This is a genomic window from Vibrio cholerae (assembly GCF_008369605.1).
Lineage (GTDB): Bacteria > Pseudomonadota > Gammaproteobacteria > Enterobacterales > Vibrionaceae > Vibrio > Vibrio cholerae.
In genome coordinates, this window is record NZ_CP043556.1 from 502,776 (window position 1) to 519,127 (window position 16,352).

The window sequence follows — 16,352 nt, forward strand, 5'->3', positions numbered from 1 at the left end:
GAAATAACACGCCAAGCGGATTGGCTCGCACAACCGAAACCAAACGACTTGGTGTGGTAGCTTCAACTCGCAAGGGTATAACTTCAAGTCACCAATGGATAACGTTATACTGCTTCCGTTTTAACAGAAAATCACATTTTGGCGGACGCTCGCACGCGTGCTCTCTCCCTCACTGCCGCCCTATCACAGCAAGGATCTTGTTCATGTTTAAGCTATTTGAAGGTTTCACCGACCCTTTTCCCAAAGGTGAACCCCAACGCCCACCCAACACTTTGTGGGCTTTTTGTCGCCACTACACTCGCGGTTTTGAAAAACCATTGATCGTGATGGCGTTACTCAGTACGGCGATCGCGATTATCGAGGTCTCTCTGTTTGGCTTTATGGGCCAACTGGTGGACTGGCTTTCCACTAGCTCGCCAGACACCTTTTTAGTCGAGAACCAGAGCACTTTGATTGGGTTAGGCTTATTGGTATTGGTCGGCATGCCGCTACTGATCGCTTTCTATTCACTGCTGATCCACCAATCTTTGCTCGGTAACTACCCGATGTCGATCCGTTGGTTGGCGCACCGCTATCTACTCAAGCAAAGCGTGTCGTTTTATCAAGACGAATTTGCAGGGCGCATCTCAACCAAAGTGATGCAAACGGCGCTCGCGGTACGTGAAACCGTGATGAAAAGTCTCGATGTGTTTGTGTATGTGATGGTTTATTTCACCGCGATTGTAGTGATTTTGGCGCAGGCCGATTGGCGCTTAATGATCCCGATGCTGATTTGGCTGGCGATTTACGTTACGGTGCAGATGTATTACGTACCTAAGCTGAAAAAAGTCGCTTCCGAGCAAGCCGATGCCCGCTCACTGATGAGCGGCCGTATCGTCGATAGCTACACCAACATTATGACGGTAAAGCTGTTTTCGCACAGTCAACGTGAAACGCAATACGCCGAAGAAGGCATGCAAGATTTTCTGGGCACCGTCCATCGCCAAATGCGTTTGGTGACCGGTTTTAATATTTGGGTAGAAATGGCCAACTACTTATTGGTGTTTACCATTGCTGCCCTATCGATTTATCTGTGGACCACCAGCGCCATCAGCGTCGGTGCCATTGCGGTTGCGGTCAGTTTATCCTTGCGTATCAACGGCATGTCTAAGTGGATCATGTGGGAAGTCAGCGCCCTGTTTGAAAACATCGGTACCGTTGTCGATGGCATGACCATGCTGGGCAAACCCATCACCGTCACCGACAAACCTGACGCGAAACCCTTGGTGGTTAAGCATGGTGGCATTACGTTTGATGATGTGAGCTTCCACTACGGTGAAAACAAAGGCGTGATCAACCATCTCAATCTCAACATCAAACCGGGTGAAAAAGTCGGTTTGGTGGGGCGCTCTGGAGCCGGTAAATCGACCTTGGTGAACCTGTTACTGCGTTTTCATGATGTAGAGAGCGGCCGGATTTTGATTGATGGTCAGCCGATTTCGGAAGTGACCCAAGAATCGCTGCGCAGCAAAATCGGCATGGTGACACAAGATACGTCACTGCTGCACCGCTCCATTCGCGACAACATTTTGTACGGCAATCCGAACGCCACCGAAGAGCAGCTTTTGAAAGCAACGGCGCAAGCCCACGCCCATGAGTTCATCCTCGGTTTGACCGATCCGCATGGCAACAGCGGTTACGATGCACAGGTCGGTGAACGTGGCGTCAAACTCTCCGGCGGGCAACGTCAGCGGATTGCGATCTCTCGCGTTTTGCTCAAAGATGCGCCACTGTTGGTGCTGGATGAAGCGACTTCCGCGCTCGATTCTGAAGTGGAAGCGGCGATTCAAGAGAGCCTCAATGAGCTGATGCAGGGCAAAACCGTGATTGCGATTGCCCACCGTCTGTCGACCATCGCGGCGATGGATCGCCTGATCGTGCTCGATAAAGGCCAAATTGTTGAGCAAGGCACTCACCAAGAGTTGATTGCGCAAAACGGCATTTATGCTCACCTGTGGGCGCATCAAACCGGTGGCTTTATCGGCTGTGATGAAGACGAAGTAGAAGAAGCCATACTGGCATAATTCCAATCAACACTGAATAAGCCCGCGACCATTCGCGGGCTTTCCTCTTTCAGGGCTTTTGACTTAGAATTTCGCTACTTTTTCCATGCATTAACCGAAAAGTGCTTGGCCGTTATGCCAAGGTATGACTTTGAGTAACTTAGAGAACACTATGAATAAAAGCCTTATTACCAATGTAGTGGCGCTGGCCCTGATGGGTGTCGGCTATTTCCTGCCTAACCACTATGCCTTTTATGCGGGGCTGTTTGCCTTTTCTGGCGCGATCACCAACTGGCTCGCCATCCATATGCTGTTTGAAAAAGTGCCGGGACTGTATGGCTCCGGCGTGATTCCCGCACGTTTTGAAGATTTCAAAGCCGCCATCAAAAACCTGATGATGGAGCAGTTTTTTACCGATTCCAATATCGACCGTTTCCTCAATAAAGAGATGAATGGCGCGCTGAACCTTGATTTGCAACCGGTGATCGCCAAAGTCGATTTCAACCCGACCTTTGATTCGCTCGTCGAAGTGATAAGCCAATCCTCCTTTGGTGGCATGCTGGCGATGTTTGGCGGCGCGACCGCGCTTGAACCACTGAAACAGCCCTTTGTGGAGAAGATGCAAACGGCGCTTGTCGAGATGAGCCAAAGCGAGTCAGTACGTGAAGCCCTAAAGGAGCAACTGGAATCCCCAGCGATGCTGGATGAAATCAAAGCCAATATCGAAGGCATCATAGATCAGCGCTTAAATGAGCTGACTCCGCAACTGGTCAAAGAGATCGTGCAGAAGATGATCAAAGAGCATCTAGGCTGGCTGGTGATTTGGGGCGGCGTGTTTGGTGGCGTGATTGGCCTTGTTTCCGCGGCTTTGGTTTAACTTTGGTTTAAACATCTGCACTGTAAACCTAAAAAAAATCAGCCCCAATAATGGGGCTGATTTTATCAATAAAGGAAAAACACCGAGTTAGTAAAGCTCCGTTAACATCGAATCTTGGTACGCTTTTAGCTCTTCACCCTTTTGAACACGGGCGATGTAATCTGGGTTAGCGATAAATGGACGACCAATCGCGAGCAGATCAAACTCATTATTTTCAATCGCAGTCGCACCCGTTTCTGCGCTAAAACCACCGACACCCATCAGCGTTTTTGAGTAGTGATGACGCAAGTAAGTCGACACTCGACCACCTAAGAAATCAAAGGTCACGCTGTCATCAAACATCCCTTCATGCAGATAGGCCAAATTGCGTTTTTCCAACTCAGGCAGTAAATAATCAAACACTTCACGATCACGCGGGTCAGCTTTGATGTTGAAATACGCCCCCGGAGACACACGCAGCGCAGTGCGCTCTGCGCCAATACGTGCGATCACCGCATCCACCACTTCCAAAGCAAAACGCGCCATATTGGCCGGCGTTTCGCCGTACTCATCGCTGCGTTGGTTCGAATCAAAATGCAGGAACTGGTCGATGAGATAGCCGTTCGCGCCATGAATCTCGACGCCATCAAAACCCGCCAAGCGTGCATTTTCCGCCGCTTGTGCGTAATCGGCCACCAGTTGCTTGATCTCCGCTTGGCTCGCCGCTTTCGGCACTGTGTACTGCAATTCGCGGCGGCGTGGCACGCTGCCTTCGACACCGAGAGCTGAAGGCGCTAGAACGTATTCACCCGCAAAAAAGGCAGGGTGAGCCACGCGTCCGGTATGCCATAACTGAGCGAAAATCTTACCGCCGTTGGCATGCACGGCGTCCGTTACTTTTTTCCAACCGGTAATTTGCGCTTGCGTAAACAGCCCCGGAGTGTTCGGGTAGCCTTGAGCATCGGGGCGAATAATGGTGGCTTCGGAAATGATCAGTCCGGCATCGGCACGGCGTGCGTAATACGCCACCATGGCATCGGTCGGCACCAAATCATCATCAGCCATGCAGCGCGTCAGTGGCGCCATCGCAATTCGGTTGTTTAAAGTAATCACATCATTGAGCGCGTATGGCTGAAAAAGAATATCGGTCATTTGAGTTGTCCTGTGGTTGTCTGTTGCGCTTATGCTAGATCATTCTTGAACAATCGTTCAAGAACTTTTTTGAATGAACGTTCAAGATACTTTGTCATCGACTAGGTTTAGCGCTAGAATCGCGCCATGTTCGATGAAGAGAGTGTGTTGTGCGAGTAGCTGAATTTGACCGAGAGCAGGTGTTGCGATCCGCGATGGATGAATTTATGTCCAAAGGATTCAACAAAACCAGCATGCAAGATTTAAAACGCGTGACCGGTTTACACCCCGGCTCGATTTACTGCGCATTTGAAAATAAGCGCGGTTTGCTGATTGCTGCCCTTGAGCAATACACCAAACAACGCGTCTCGGAATTTAATGCGATTTTCGCCGCACATCCCACCATCTTAGCGGGATTAGAGCAGTACATGGCGATGGTGGTGGATGAGTGTGAACGCGATGAGATCAAAGATTGCTTGCTGCAAAAAGCGCTCAATGAACTCTCTTGTCAGGATGAAGAAGTCGAAACGCTGATCCGCGCAACTGTCGGTACTTGGAAGCAAGGCATGCTTGCGCAATTACAAGAAGCACAGCAGCGCGGCGAGATAAACCCAGACAGTGACTGCGTGCTACTCACCGAATATTTGGTGATGGGCATTTATGGTTTGCGCTCGTTTGCCCACACTCGGCCGGAAAAGGGCTTACTCAGAAAGCTCGCCGATAAACTGTTGGACGCGATTCGCTGATCCGCCAGTGTTGGTAATTCCTACAAAAAAGCCACAGATGCGGTCTGTGGCTTTTCACTTTTTTGGCGATATCACACAAAATCGCTGATCATCCAGAGCGCCAGCAGCAAAAACACCGCGCCCATCACTTTGTGCTGGTAAGTGCGAAAACGCTGATTGTCGACTAGCGAGCGACCAAACACACCAATCAAAGCCACTAGCAGCAGATTAAACAGCAAGCCGCACACATTCAGCACCATACCCAGCGCGAACATCTGTTCGGCGGAGCTGGCTGCGATATTGGTTGAAACAAACTGTGGCAAAAACAGCACAAAGAACACCAAGGCTTTGGGGTTCAGCAAATTACTCACTAAAGCGCGTTGGTAAAAGGTTTTTGCTACCGCTTGTGCCTCATCCAAGGTGGGCGCTTGCGCTGCATCGGCGCGCAGGCAATCCCACGCCATTTTGAGTAGGTATGCTCCCCCCAACAAATGCAGCACATTGAGCGCCAACGGGTTCATGGCAATCAGTGCAGAAACCCCGAGCGCCGCGAGTAAGGTTAAAATCATCCCTGATGTGGCATTGCCCAAGCTGGCAAACAAACCGACTCGGCGTCCGTAGCTCATACTAGAGCTCGCAATCAGCAGCATATCTGGCCCTGGGATCAGCAACAGCGCCAATACCGCGGTGAGATAAACTGGTAATACCGAAACATCAATCATGTTGAAAATCTTGTTAAAGCTGGAAAGCGGCGGATTTTATAGGAGACATACCGCCATTTCCATATGAAAGATAATCCAAATAAACTCATTTCTGGCCAGAGATAAAATAGTGCGAATTTCGATTAATACAAAAGCGCAATTTTGTACAAAAATTTTCCTGCACTTTGCAGTAGACTCATTAGGGAAAAGCACAAGGAAGCGTGATGGGCGACTCAGCAGGCAAAATTAAAGAACAAGCAAAATTTCAGATTGCCGAAGAGTTTGGCGGCCTAGAGCTGCTCGATGCGCAATACGAAACGCAGAATTTTTCTCGCCACAGCCATGAAGGATATACCGTGGGAGTGATTGAGCGCGGTGCACAATCTTTCTACCGCACCGGCGGCACTCATATTGCGCCGCAAGACAGCATTATTTTGGTCAACGCCGATGAAGTGCACACCGGACACTCCGCCGTCGAAGGTGGTTGGGCGTACAAAGCCATGTACCCACTGCCCGAGCAGTTTGCCACGGTTGCCAAAGAGATTGGCGCCAATACCGGCGCGCCTTATTTTCCACAAGCGGTGGTGTATGACCCCGAACTCGCGAGCCAACTGCGCTTAGTGTTTGAAACCCTTGAAAAATCGACTAACCGTTTGCTACGTGAAACCCTAATTTACGCCAGCTTAGTCAAGCTGATGACGCGCCACGGCCGCACTGCGCCAAAAACCGATCAACCGCTATCTGCACTGCGGCCATTATTGCTAGTTAAAGAGTTTCTGGATGACTTTCCGCAGGCCGATGTTTCACTCGAAGAGCTGGCACAACTGGCGGGATTAAGTCCTTTTCATCTGATACGGACCTTTCAAAAACAGTTTGGTTTGCCACCCCACGCTTATCAAATCCAAGCCCGCTTGCGCCTCGCGAAAACCCTGTTAAAGCAAGGCGTAAGTATCTCGGAAACCGCGCAAGAGTGTGGCTTTCACGATCAAAGCCATCTGCATCGCCACTTTAAAAAAGCGCTCGGCATCACCCCAAAACAGTACGCAAGACCTTAGATAATTAGCACTCGTCACCTGAACGCTACCGCGCAAGATTATCCAAGCTTATCGGCTTATCCCTGTGTTCTGATAACCCAGACGATACCCAAACCACTTGGAGTTTCAGGTAAGAAGGGTATAAGGTTTTCTTCTATAAATTGGAAAGAGTATGAATAGCCAAGTGTTAACCATTGATGATTCACCTACCCCCACCCGGCTGTTTTGGCAGGGCACAGTCGCTATGCTGCCGTTGAGCATTGCGGTGTTACCTTGGGGTTTATTAGCAGGCTCGTTTGCGATTGAAGCGGGGTTGTCGGTAGTCGAAAGCCAAGCCCTATCCGCCGTGCTGTATGCTGGTGCAGCGCAACTGGTCGCCATTGGTATGTTTAAAACAGGGGCGGGATTACTGAGTTTGTTGATAGCCACTTTTTTTATTACCTCACGCCATTTTCTGTACAGCGTATCGATGCGCAGCAAAATCAGCCCATTACCCTTGCGTTGGCGGCTGACACTAGGCTTTTTGCTCACCGATGAGCTGTTTGCGATTTGCGGCGCGCAGTCTGACAAGCAGTTTAATCGCTGGTATGCGTTAGGCGCAGGGCTGAGTTTTTATCTGATTTGGAATTTAGCCAGCTTGGTCGGCATTGTCGCAGGCAGCTATCTGCCCGATCTCAATCAGTGGGGACTGGAATTCGCGGTCGCCGCCACTTTCATCGCGATTGTGATCCCGAATATCAAAAGCTGGCCTGTGCTGATTTCGGTACTGACCGCCTTGGTGTTATCAGTATTACTCACCGTGATGGGGATTGAAGGCAGCCTAATGTTCGCCAGTATTGGCGCCATGTTCGCTGGCTACGGTGCGGAACGTTTATTAGGAGCTCGCCCATGATCATGCTTTCGATATTCGCGATGACGGCACTGGTATTTCTCAGCCGTTATCTGTTTCTTGAACCTAAGCTACCCCTGCGTTTGAGCCCCACGTTGCAACGCTTACTTAGCTACTCGGGGCCTGCGGTGCTTACCGCGATTTGGGCGCCGATTGTGTTTATGCCAGAAAAAACCTTGTGGTTAGAATGGCACAACCCCTATCTTCTCGCCGCACTACTTTCCGGTGTGCTGGCTTGGTTAAGCAAAAATGTCCTGCTGACGACCGTCGTGGGGATGGGGAGTTTCTTACTGCTCAAGCTGGTGGTATTGGCCTAAGCCCGTAAAAACGGGCTTAGTGTATGTTGGGCGAGAGGGTGAAAGCTCGGTTATTCAGCCAACCATTCCACTTCAATCAAGGTCTGTTCACCACATTTCAGGCGGCCAACAAAACGGTCGCCTTGATGTACTTCTCCAACGCCTTGTGGTGTACCAGTCATCACCACATCACCATCTTCCAAAGTCAGATAGCTTTTGAGCTCTTGCAATACCGCTTGAGGCGAGTAAAGCATTTGGCTGACATGGCCTTTTTGCACCCGCACACTGTTGATGAGCAGTTCCAAATTGAGATCGTCGGCATCCAACCCGTCAAGCGCAACAAATCGGCTCAATACGGCTGCGCCATCAAACGCTTTAGCGCGCTCCCAAGGCAAGCCTTTGGACTTGAGATAACTCTGCATTTGGCGCTTGGTCAAATCTAGGCCAATTCCCACCGCGACATATTGTCCCTTTTCGACCAGAAAACAGATCTCTGCTTCATAATGCAAAGGCTCTTGATGGAAGGCGCGCAGCTGCGATGTAACCGCTGATGAAGGCTTATGAAACAGCACCATCTGTTCTGGAATGCTATTGTGCAGTTCCTGAATATGCTCAACATAGTTACGCCCGACACACAGCACTTTACCGACAGATAGGTTTCGGTTAGCAAATTGGATATGGCTCATCTCTCTTCCTTGACCAGACACAAAGCCGCGATTCTAAACTAACCGCTGATAAACTACTCAGAAATCAATCACACAATGATGGAAAATGCGTACCTCAGCCCATTGATTGCCAAACTCAGTCGAGAGTATGGAGAATTTTCTCGCACAGAGTTTTTAGGCTAATCAGCTCCTCTAAGCTGAGATCAAATTTACACAGCATTTCATTCGGTACTGAACGAGCCTGTTCTTGCAACGCAAAACCCGCTGGCGTCAAAAATAGCTCACGAACCCGTTCATCACTGCTGCTGCGTCGCCGCTCCACAATTCCTTTCGCTTCCAATCTTTTCAGTAGTGGAGTCAACGTGCCGGAATCCAAATGCAGCTTAATACCGAGATCTTTCACATTTATCCCGTTTTGCTGCCACAGCACTAGCAGCACCAGATATTGCGAATAAGTGATATCCAGTTGTTCAAGCAGCGGACGATAAGCACGGATTACCGCATTCGATGCACTGTAGAGTGGAAAACAGACCTGATTTTCCAGCAGTAATGGATCATGAGTCGGCGTTTGGCAGCTCACTTGTGGAGAAGACATGATGTATCCTCAAAAAATAAATTGCGCACAATATACTTGCAAACAACAAAAGACTCGATATAAGATTGCAAGCAATTAAATTGCACACAACTTAAATTGAGGAATAAAAACATGAGCACGATTTATCAAACTTCCGCGACCGCTTCTGCAGGACGCAATGGAGTAGTCAGCACCGAAGACAAACTGCTTGAGCTCAATCTCAGCTACCCAAAAGAGATGGGTGGAAGCGGTACGGCAACCAACCCAGAGCAACTGTTTGCAGCCGGCTATGCTGCTTGCTTTTCGAACGCGATTCTGCACGTCGCTCGTGAAGCAAAAGTCGCGTTAAAAGAAGCGCCTGTGACCGCCACTGTCGGTATCGGACCCAATGGTCAAGGCGGCTTTGCGCTAAGTGTCGCCCTCGCCGCACACATCGCTTTAGAAGATGAGCAAGCCAGACAGTTGGTGACCGTTGCCCATCAAGTCTGTCCTTACTCCAATGCGGTTCGTGGCAACATTGATGTGCAGGTCAGTGTCAATGGCTTAGCCCTGTAATTTCGATTCCCCATCACTCAACACGGCGGAGCGCTTTTTTCACTCTAAAGAGCATACTTGAAAGCTCAGCAGGAGGTACGTGCTCCGCCGTGTGATTAAGGCCTGTCATCATTTTGCCTTATCTCTGTCACCACTGCGCCATAAAAAATCAATCAAAACGTCACCGAACAGAAACGCATTATTCATTTTCAATCAGTACCTTAGCGGCATCACAAGTCGGGCAGTAAAGCCCAATCAAACTAATAGGGTAGAAAAATGAAAAAGGCAGCAATCGCAGTAGCAGTTCTTTCCGCAGTGGTCTCTGGCTCAACTTTAGCCGCAACCGTTTATGATGCAGAAGGCACTTCACTCAAAGTAGGGGGGCGTCTGGAGTTCCGTGGTGATTTCAATGGCAACGATAAGGGCGAAGAAATTGAAGGCACAATGTTCAACAAGAGCCGTGTGCGCTTGAATGTGGCGGGTGAAACCGACATTGGTGCTGGCATGAAAGGCTTTGGCTTCTGGGAAGCAGAGCAAGGCGTGAAATCGTCCGCAGGAACGTCAACAGAGCAAGAAACGACGTTCAAACAACGTTATATGTACGTGGGTATGAAAGGCGATTTTGGTAGCCTCTCCTTTGGCCGCCAAAACACCGCTGGCGTGCAAATTTCTGACATGTCTGATATCGGTACCTTTACTGGCGATCAAAAAGCCTTCGTCAGTGCAGGTAACGAGCAGATCAACAACACTATCGCGTATGGTTATGACTTCGAAAGCTTCAAGCTAAAAGCAAGCTACATTGCTGATGATGAGAAAAATGCTGATGGCTATGGCCTATCAGGCATCTACTCAGCGCCATTTGGTCTGGATATCGGTTTAGGTTATGCCGCCAATGATCTGGGTACAGATAAAGGTTCAGCGGATCAAATCATTGCGGGTTTGGGTTACACCATGGGTGACCTCTACTTCGGGGCCACTTACACCACGGGTGATAAAAATGACAAAGCAGACACGGAATTTACCGGTATCGAAGTCTCTGCACAGTACAAAATCACCAAAGAATTTCGCCTGATCGCGGCTTACCAAAACCAAGAAGAAGAGACCAAGAATGTCACTAAAGACACTGCGGACTTCTTTGAGTTAACTGGTCGCTACGATTTCACGAAAAACTTCCGCTCTTACCTCGCTTACAAAGCGAACGGACTGGATGACAAAGACGCAGGCTACAAAGTCGAAGACACCATCCGCCTAGGTCTACGTTACGATTTTTAATCACACTGCCTTAAACTCCTGAATATTGTCCTTCTTTGGCCAAGCGATTGCTTGGCCTTTTTTGTTGCAGAATTTCGAACGTCATGAGCAACCACAGCGATTGGTTTTCTCACTATTACCACGTATGATTCAGCCCACTTTCTGACTACCTCTTTGATTCATGAGCATTAAACATCACCCATTGCAAGGTGCGCTTTGGATGCTGACGGCTGGCCTCGCGTTCGCCATCGTCAATAGCGTCGCACAATACGCCAGCATTCAATTTGGCCTTCCTTCCACCACCGTTGCCTTAGTGCAGTACGCGATTGCGATTGTGGTTATCCTGCCTTATCTCAAAACCTTGGGCATTCGTCAGTCGCTGCGGACTCAGCAGTTTGGCTGGCATCTCCTGCGCGTATTTCTGGCCGTGATTGGCATTCAGCTCTGGTTGTGGGCTCTCGCGTATCCGGTACCAATTTGGCAAGGTATTGCGCTACTGATGACTTCTCCCCTTTTTGCCACCATTGGCTCTGGCCTATGGCTACGCGAAAAAGTGGGCATGGCGCGCTGGGTAGCTACCCTCACCGGATTTATCGGTGCGATGATCATCCTCGAGCCTTGGGCGGATGATTTTAATCTCGCTTCGCTGCTCCCTGTCGGTGCAGCCTTTTTCTGGGCGAGTTACTCCTTGATGGTGAAAAAACTCTCCTCTCACGACTCGCCGTCCACCATGGTGGTCTATTTACTGCTGCTGATCACCCCGTTTAACGTATTGCTGGCGCTACCCGATTGGCAGATGCCAAACGGACAAACCGTATGGCTGCTACTGATTGGTGCAGGGATCATGACAGCGCTTGCTCAATGGGCGATAGCCAAAGCGTATGCGGTAGCAGATGCTTCCTTTGTCCAGCCGTTTGATCACGCCAAGCTTCCCTTAAACGTGCTGGCTGGCTGGTTAGTGTTTGGTTGGGTACCACCGGGCAGACTCTGGCTAGGCGCAGCAATTATCGTGTTATCTGTCGCGTTCATTACTCAATGGGAAACAAAAAAGTCACGGCGTGAAAGAAACATCGCCTAAAACCTTTCCTATCTTTTAACAGAAAGATGCGTATAAGGAACCACTTGATGACAACACCGATCAAAGTCACTCTCTACCGTTGGGCAGGCCATTTTGGCCCTTTTAAAGTCAACATTCCTTGCGGAGAATGTACACTCACCAAAGATATTTTGGCCGATACCTTTGCCAATGAATTGGCTGGCGTGCCGATTGAATTAGAGGTGAAAGATTGGCTTAGCTACTGGTGGGAACCTTTAAAGCTTGGTGCATGGCATGCGCCGATTGTGGTCGTAGCAGGCAAAGTGATCAGCCAAGGAGAAGCCCTAAACCGCGGTGTATTGGTGCAATCCATCATCAAAGAGTGGACTAAACAAGACACGTTACAAGGCAATATTGTGTTTGGCAAAGCCACCTGCCCTTACTGCGTGAAAGCCAAGCAGTTGCTTGATACTGCAGGAATCGACTATCGCTACCACGATGTAGTGAAAGAGAGTGCTGCGCTATACCGAATGATCCCAGAAGTCAAAGCGATCATCGGAGAAAAAACACCCGTCACGGTACCGCAGATCTGGTTAAATGGTCAGTATATTGGGGGCTGTGATGCGTTGGAAAAATGGCTGCAAAATAACCCGCATTCGCTACCTGATAACGTGGTAGAAATCGAAACTACGCGTGTAGCTCCGTAATTCAAATTGTTTGAGCATCGCCAAGATCAGCAAAAAAGGCCTCGCACAGTACGAGGCCTTTTCTATTTTAGCGAGGAGATTATACCCAAACTACTTGGAGTTGCAGGTAGGCGGCAAGTGAGTGCATCCCCATGAGCATAGATACACTATGTGATTGGGGTGAACGAACGTAGCCAACACCGCTGCAGCTTCAAGTAGGAAGGGTATAGCTGATTATAAAAACAGGTTCATTACCCACATCGCACCAAATGCGTTCAATACTGAAATACCAATCATCACTGGGATGTAGCGCCCTTCAGTACCAATCGGGCCAAGAATACGGCCGATGTATTGCACTTGTGAACCCATCAAATAGATAGCGGGGGCCAAAATTGCGATGTGCGTACCGTTCAAAATCCCTTGGTCAAACAAGGTGATCACCACACCCACAGCGCCGCCCATCGACATCCATGCACCAATCAACACCGCAGCCGCTTCACCGGGCAATCCAAAGACCGCCATCACAGGAGAAAATACTGTCCCCATCAGCTCTAACGCGCCAGTAATTTGCAACGCTTTGATGATCACAAACGCCATCAATACATTAGGTACAGTAGACGTCGTCGCAATTACCCAGCCTTTCTTCGCCCCTTCGACAAAAATATCCGTCACCATTGGCTTTTTCATATTGACGTTACTCATCGGGTCGCTTCCTCTAGTTGAGTCTCTGGGTTAGATGATTCTTCTTTGCCTTCCGTCAGATTTAGATAGAGACGGAACAGGTTGGCACCGACAATTTTGAAAATAAACATCACACCAACCGCAAGACCGATAGAAGAAGTGACGGCCGCGGAACCATCCGCTAACGTGAGCGTAAACAGCACAGCACCCGATGAGAAAAAGTTAACTATGGTGGCACCTGCAGAGAATTGGAACATGGTAAACACATCCGCTTCACGCTTAGTCATATGCCCTTCATCTTTGAGCTGACGAGTCATCGCCGCACCCGCATCCGTACTTTGCAGTGAAGCAATTAATGCCAAGCCAGTATTACCCGGAATTCCCATGATTGGACGAAGTAGAGGAGTCAGTAGCTTACGTGCCGCATCGAGCGCACCGTAATGTTCCAGCACATTGATCATGCCTAATGCAAACATCACGGTTGGAATTAAGGTCAGTGCGAAAAGAAAACCATCACGCGCACCACTACCACCTTGACCACGCAAAGAAGTGGTTGCCACTTGCAGGCCGTCGGCCGTTTCACTGACGTTGTAAGCAACCTTGCCAAAGGCACCGTTTAACGTGGTGAAATCAAATACTCCATACCACTGGTTGGATTGCAGCAAGCCAGAAAAAAAGACTACGGCGAAGGCTAACGCAATGTAGCATCCCCAAGTCACTTTTCGCTCCTGCGCTGTCGATTGACTCATAATTACCTCTATGAAGTTGGAACAGATTTAGCATCATGGTGCACGGATTGCGTGCTAGAGATAATGATCGAGGTCAATGAGTCGATGAAACTCATCTCACAATGAAAAATAAAATTTTATTTTGTTAAAACAATACAAAAAAGCATGATGAATTAATTTATTTCAGCCTAAAGCCACAACAAACCGCTTCACGCCATCTATGGTATCCAACCCTTTTCTAATGTTAAACAAATCGCACCTTTCTAAAAAATGATGAATAAACAACCATTTCTAAGCTAAGTCACAACTTCAAATTCCGCATAGGTCTACTCTTTCTCAGGACTTTCTCCCATCACTACCTTCAAACTTGAAGCCGATCTTCAAGAGAAGGGGATATCAACAGGAGTTTTGTTATGACGGGCCGGATCGCACTACTTTCTCTTACGCTTTTTTCACCACTCAGTTTAGCGTCTACCCCAGATGGACAAGCTTTAGATTTCACCCATTCGACGATCGGCTATGCCGCACTCCTCATTTTCGCCATCGCTTATACCTTGGTCATGCTGGAAGAGTATTTGCAACTACGTAAATCGAAACCGGTCTTGCTGGCTGCTGGACTGATTTGGGCCATGATTGGCTATGTTTACCAACAAACAGGCTCGACCGAGGTAGCTCGTCAGGCCTTAGAACACAATTTGCTTGAATACGCAGAGCTGCTGCTGTTTTTATTGGTCGCCATGACCTACATCAGTGCGATGGAAGAGCGGCGTCTGTTTGATGCACTCAAAGCGTGGATGATCAACAGAGGCTTTCATTTTCACACTCTATTTTGGATAACGGGTTGGTTGGCGTTTTTCATTTCCCCGATTGCCGATAACCTCACCACGGCGTTATTGATGTGTGCCGTGGTACTGAAAGTCGGTGGTGAAAACCCTAAATTCGTCAGTTTAGCTTGCATTAATATCGTGATTGCTGCCAACGCGGGAGGAGCCTTCAGTCCCTTTGGCGATATCACCACTCTTATGGTGTGGCAGGCTGGGCATGTTAGCTTCCTTGAGTTTATGGATCTGTTTCTCCCATCCTTAGCCAACTATTTGGTGCCTGCCTTGGTCATGTCGCTCTTTGTCCCGCATCAAACGCCTTCCAGCATCCAAGAAGTGGTCGAGCTTAAACGCGGAGCCAAACGCATCGTCGTTCTGTTTCTCTTTACCATCCTCTCGGCCATCGGTTTCCATGCATTTTTCCACTTCCCGCCAGTGATCGGCATGATGATGGGACTCGCCTATTTGCAGTTTTTTGGCTATTTCCTACGTAAAACGCTGGCAAGATCACTGGCTAAGAAAACGGCACTTGCCATGGCAAAGAATGATGAAGCCGCACTTAAGCGTATTGGTTCCGTGGTGCCTTTTGATGTCTTTCGCAGCATTTCTCACGCCGAATGGGACACTTTACTGTTTTTCTATGGGGTCGTGATGTGTGTCGGAGGCTTGAGCTTACTCGGCTATCTAGGTTTAGTGTCGGAAATCCTCTATACCGAATGGAACCCCATCTGGGCTAACGTACTGGTTGGGCTGCTTTCTTCGGTGGTCGATAATATTCCTGTGATGTTTGCTGTACTGTCGATGCAGCCCGAAATGTCTCTCGGCAACTGGCTACTGGTCACTCTCACCGCAGGAGTCGGCGGCAGTTTGCTATCGATTGGATCTGCAGCAGGTGTGGCGCTCATGGGCGCGGCTCATGGCAAATACACGTTCTTGAGCCACTTGAAATGGACTCCCGTCATTCTGCTTGGTTATGTGGTCAGTATCGTGTTGCATTTGCTGCTCAACAGTCATCTTTTCACTTAGCGGAAGATTTCATCAAAACGAGGGCGACGATAGACACGAGTCGGCCGCCCCACTTTGCCGTGTTCCAAGTAAGCGGTAATTTCGCCGGCTTCAACGGCACTATCCAGATAGCGTCGTGCTGTACTTTTACTGATCCCAAGCCTCAGCGCCATCGAATCTGCGGTATGTTCAACATTGGTATGTGAAAAATGCTCCAGCATCTGCTCCAACGTAAAATTATCAATGGTAGTCTGGGGTTTACTACGCTGTGGGTGAAAGAGTTCATCCAGATCCTGCTGGCGAACAGCTTTGGAAAATGGTTCAGGATGACGCAAGCGATAAAATCGCTGCAGACTTTCTGCCAGCCGTCGATAGTCCACGGGTTTAACAACATAATCAAACGCACCAAAACGGTACGCTTGCTGCGCTGTTTCCAGATCACAGGCGGCCGTAACCAAAATACAAGCGGGCTTTGGCTGTACATCAATCAGCGCCCTGACCAGTTCAATCCCTAAACCATCTGGTAAGTAGTTATCAACGATGACTAAATCGGGTTTTGCCCATTCAACCATTTTTTGCGCATCCGCTAACGTCGAAACCATCGCAAGGACTTTGAATCTCTCATCTTGCTGCACAAATTGAGCATGCAACCCACCAATCTGCGGGTCATCTTCTACGATGATCACATTGAGCATCT

At 49.0% G+C, this 16,352-nt stretch carries 18 protein-coding genes; 11 read left to right on the plus strand and 7 right to left on the minus strand.

The genetic code is table 11. The features are described 5' to 3' along the window. Window positions 1-203: 203 nt before the first annotated feature. Both vcaM and F0316_RS16380 read left to right on the plus strand, forming a co-directional pair. Window positions 204-2,063: a multidrug efflux ABC transporter VcaM gene (gene vcaM / locus F0316_RS16375; protein ID WP_000475358.1), complete on the plus strand. Its 1,860-nt coding sequence runs from the start codon at window positions 204-206 to the stop codon at window positions 2,061-2,063. 151 nt (window positions 2,064-2,214) lie between these two features. Then, window positions 2,215-2,919 (plus strand): DUF445 family protein, encoded by a 705-nt coding sequence (locus tag F0316_RS16380; protein ID WP_019829967.1) that lies wholly within the window; start codon window positions 2,215-2,217, stop codon window positions 2,917-2,919. Between the two features lie 87 nt (window positions 2,920-3,006). Here F0316_RS16380 and F0316_RS16385 read toward each other — a convergent pair whose 3' ends face one another. Continuing rightward, window positions 3,007-4,050: an alkene reductase gene (locus F0316_RS16385; protein WP_000129736.1), complete on the minus strand. Its 1,044-nt coding sequence runs from the start codon at window positions 4,048-4,050 to the stop codon at window positions 3,007-3,009. A gap of 149 nt (window positions 4,051-4,199) precedes the next feature. On the opposite strand from F0316_RS16385, the gene F0316_RS16390 reads away from it, so the two are divergent. Beyond that, window positions 4,200-4,775: a TetR/AcrR family transcriptional regulator gene (locus F0316_RS16390; RefSeq protein WP_001261552.1), complete on the plus strand. Its 576-nt coding sequence runs from the start codon at window positions 4,200-4,202 to the stop codon at window positions 4,773-4,775. A 71-nt stretch (window positions 4,776-4,846) separates the two neighbouring features. Here the strand turns inward: F0316_RS16390 and F0316_RS16395 are convergent, their stop codons facing one another. Next, window positions 4,847-5,476: a LysE family translocator gene (locus F0316_RS16395; protein WP_059260712.1), complete on the minus strand. Its 630-nt coding sequence runs from the start codon at window positions 5,474-5,476 to the stop codon at window positions 4,847-4,849. A gap of 203 nt (window positions 5,477-5,679) precedes the next feature. Between F0316_RS16395 and F0316_RS16400 the strand changes: the two genes are divergently transcribed. From F0316_RS16400 to F0316_RS16410, 3 genes are all read left to right on the plus strand, one after another. Continuing rightward, entirely contained in the window at window positions 5,680-6,510 is an 831-nt protein-coding gene (locus F0316_RS16400; RefSeq protein WP_172626071.1) for an AraC family transcriptional regulator, read from the plus strand. 151 nt (window positions 6,511-6,661) lie between these two features. Continuing rightward, window positions 6,662-7,381 (plus strand): AzlC family ABC transporter permease, encoded by a 720-nt coding sequence (locus F0316_RS16405; protein WP_027694673.1) that lies wholly within the window; start codon window positions 6,662-6,664, stop codon window positions 7,379-7,381. Further along, window positions 7,378-7,695, plus strand: a complete 318-nt coding sequence (locus F0316_RS16410; protein ID WP_000605633.1) for an AzlD domain-containing protein — start codon at window positions 7,378-7,380, stop codon at window positions 7,693-7,695. Before F0316_RS16405 ends, F0316_RS16410 begins: the two co-directional genes overlap by 4 nt. A gap of 50 nt (window positions 7,696-7,745) precedes the next feature. On the opposite strand, the gene F0316_RS16415 is transcribed toward F0316_RS16410, so the two are convergent. Beyond that, entirely contained in the window at window positions 7,746-8,360 is a 615-nt protein-coding gene (locus F0316_RS16415) for a fumarylacetoacetate hydrolase family protein (protein WP_000018313.1), read from the minus strand. 115 nt (window positions 8,361-8,475) lie between these two features. Beyond that, complete coding sequence (locus F0316_RS16420) at window positions 8,476-8,934, minus strand: MarR family winged helix-turn-helix transcriptional regulator (RefSeq protein WP_000098098.1); 459 nt, start codon at window positions 8,932-8,934, stop codon at window positions 8,476-8,478. Between the two features lie 111 nt (window positions 8,935-9,045). On the opposite strand from F0316_RS16420, the gene F0316_RS16425 reads away from it, so the two are divergent. From F0316_RS16425 to F0316_RS16440, 4 genes are all read left to right on the plus strand, one after another. After that, window positions 9,046-9,468, plus strand: coding sequence for an organic hydroperoxide resistance protein (locus F0316_RS16425; RefSeq protein WP_000104644.1), 423 nt, complete (start codon window positions 9,046-9,048; stop codon window positions 9,466-9,468). A gap of 255 nt (window positions 9,469-9,723) precedes the next feature. Beyond that, window positions 9,724-10,719 (plus strand): anion-selective porin, encoded by a 996-nt coding sequence (locus tag F0316_RS16430; protein ID WP_149560726.1) that lies wholly within the window; start codon window positions 9,724-9,726, stop codon window positions 10,717-10,719. Window positions 10,720-10,918: 199 nt separating this feature from the next. Continuing rightward, a complete protein-coding gene (locus tag F0316_RS16435; RefSeq protein WP_002045483.1) occupies window positions 10,919-11,776 on the plus strand; it encodes a DMT family transporter in 858 nt (285 codons plus the stop codon). Window positions 11,777-11,823: 47 nt separating this feature from the next. Next, complete coding sequence (locus F0316_RS16440) at window positions 11,824-12,441, plus strand: glutaredoxin domain-containing protein (RefSeq protein WP_000211008.1); 618 nt, start codon at window positions 11,824-11,826, stop codon at window positions 12,439-12,441. 213 nt (window positions 12,442-12,654) lie between these two features. On the opposite strand, the gene F0316_RS16445 is transcribed toward F0316_RS16440, so the two are convergent. Together F0316_RS16445 and F0316_RS16450 are read right to left on the minus strand one after the other, a co-directional pair. Further along, window positions 12,655-13,122, minus strand: coding sequence for a YjiG family protein (locus tag F0316_RS16445; RefSeq protein ID WP_000073204.1), 468 nt, complete (start codon window positions 13,120-13,122; stop codon window positions 12,655-12,657). Next, window positions 13,119-13,850 carry a nucleoside recognition domain-containing protein gene (locus F0316_RS16450; protein ID WP_000083618.1) on the minus strand — a complete coding sequence of 244 codons (732 nt, stop codon included), beginning with the start codon at window positions 13,848-13,850 and terminating at the stop codon, window positions 13,119-13,121. The genes F0316_RS16445 and F0316_RS16450 overlap by 4 nt, the downstream gene beginning before the upstream one ends. Window positions 13,851-14,242: 392 nt before the next feature. Here F0316_RS16450 and nhaD point away from each other — a divergent pair, with 392 nt between their 5' ends. Beyond that, window positions 14,243-15,676 (plus strand): sodium:proton antiporter NhaD, encoded by a 1,434-nt coding sequence (gene nhaD, locus F0316_RS16455; protein ID WP_000147715.1) that lies wholly within the window; start codon window positions 14,243-14,245, stop codon window positions 15,674-15,676. Here nhaD and F0316_RS16460 read toward each other — a convergent pair. Next, complete coding sequence (locus tag F0316_RS16460) at window positions 15,673-16,350, minus strand: response regulator (RefSeq protein WP_149560727.1); 678 nt, start codon at window positions 16,348-16,350, stop codon at window positions 15,673-15,675. The genes nhaD and F0316_RS16460 overlap by 4 nt on opposite strands. Window positions 16,351-16,352 lie beyond the last annotated feature (2 nt).